Genomic DNA, 1,537 nt, shown 5'->3' with positions numbered 1-1,537 from the left:
GTGGGCAAGGGTGAACCGGGCGACACGATCATCGTGATCGACAACGGCACGCCGGTTGGCGAGACGGAGGTCGACGAGGACGGCAACTGGAGCTTCACGCCTGATACGCCGCTGGACGAAGGCGAGCACCAGTTCACGGTGGTGGAGCGTGACGAGGCGGGCAACGAAAGCAAGCCTTCGGAGTCGCACGTGGTGATCGTGGACACGACCCCGCCGGTGATCAGGCCGGTGATCTGGGCGGTGATCGACGACGTGGGCCCGCTGAAGGGGGTGATCTCCCCGGGCGGGACGAGCGACGACACGCAGCCGAAAATCTGGGGCTCGGCGGAGCCGGGCAGCACGGTGACGGTGTATGACGGTGACCAGGTCCTGGGACAGACGACGGCTGATGACGATGGCAATTGGAGTTTCACGCCGGAGCAGCCGCTGGCCTATGGCCCGCATGAACTGACGGCGGTGGCGACGGGCGCGGCGGGCAACCAGAGCGAGCCGAGCGAACCGTTCGGTTTCTCGTTGGGGGCAGATACCCCCACCGTAATTTATGAGGACTTTAGTGGGGCTCCGGTTGGTTCCCTTGGTAAGGGACTTACCCTCGGCTTATTGCACATCAGCACTATCAATCAGGCGAGCGATTGGCAGGGGATATCCCCCGCCGGGTTTGTTGGGCCAATTACTAAGCCCACTAGCAACGCGTTGGGTGTGAGCGGAGCCGTGTATGTCGGTTTGGAAGATGGCTACACCGCAAGCTCCATTACATTCACTGTGGGCGATAGTGACACCAGTGGCAACGTGATCAGGTTCATCGGCACCGACGGTAAGATAATCTTGACTGGGACCTTCGGATCGAAAACGGCACATACGGTCACGTTCACTATGCCGGAAGGAATGGTCTTTACGGGGTTCCAGTTAGTTTCTGGCTCCAACGGCACTCAGGCCGGTGGCAAGGACTACTTCTTCGTGGATGACATCGCTATTACGCTTGAGACTTTTGGGGGGGGAGTTACCGGTCTATCAATAACCGAGGAAGAGCAGAGTGCTGATGCAGTTGTAATGTCTGTTGAAGACGTTGCTGATGACGCGGTCGTTGATCAGGACGCGGTTTTGGACCAGGACATTACTTCTGGTCAGAACCCTGTAGCGGATCACGACACACAGGACAGCCAGGAAGCAACCGCCGAGGCCGATCCGGTCGTCCCGGCAGAATCGGTCCTCGCCGTGCAAGACGACGGTCAGGTACACGTCGAACATGACGGCGAAGGCGAGATTCTGGATCTGACTCGCATTGGGCAGACGCCGTTGTCCGTCGAGGTCATCGATCTGACGGGCACGGGCGACAACACGCTCAAGCTTTCGCTGGGCGATGTGCTCGAGCAGGGCGGCAAGGACCTGTTCATTGCTGATGGCCGCACGCAGGTGATGGTCAAGGGCGATGCGGGTGACAAGGTCGAGCTGTCTGATCTGTTGCCGGACGGGGAGGACATCGGCGACTGGACGCAACAGTCTGGCAACACGACTGTGGATGGCATCGAGTATGACG

At 59.9% G+C, this 1,537-nt stretch carries 1 protein-coding gene; it reads left to right on the top strand.

Features of this window, described 5'->3' with window-relative positions:
* The coding region (locus tag HDG34_RS38555; RefSeq protein WP_260321485.1) for an Ig-like domain-containing protein at positions 1-1,537 on the top strand (1,537 nt) is incomplete at both ends.

It is taken from the genome of Paraburkholderia sp. HC6.4b (assembly GCF_014200875.1).
In the GTDB taxonomy this organism is placed as follows: domain Bacteria; phylum Pseudomonadota; class Gammaproteobacteria; order Burkholderiales; family Burkholderiaceae; genus Paraburkholderia; species Paraburkholderia tuberum.
This window is presented reverse-complemented; position numbering and strand designations above follow the sequence as displayed.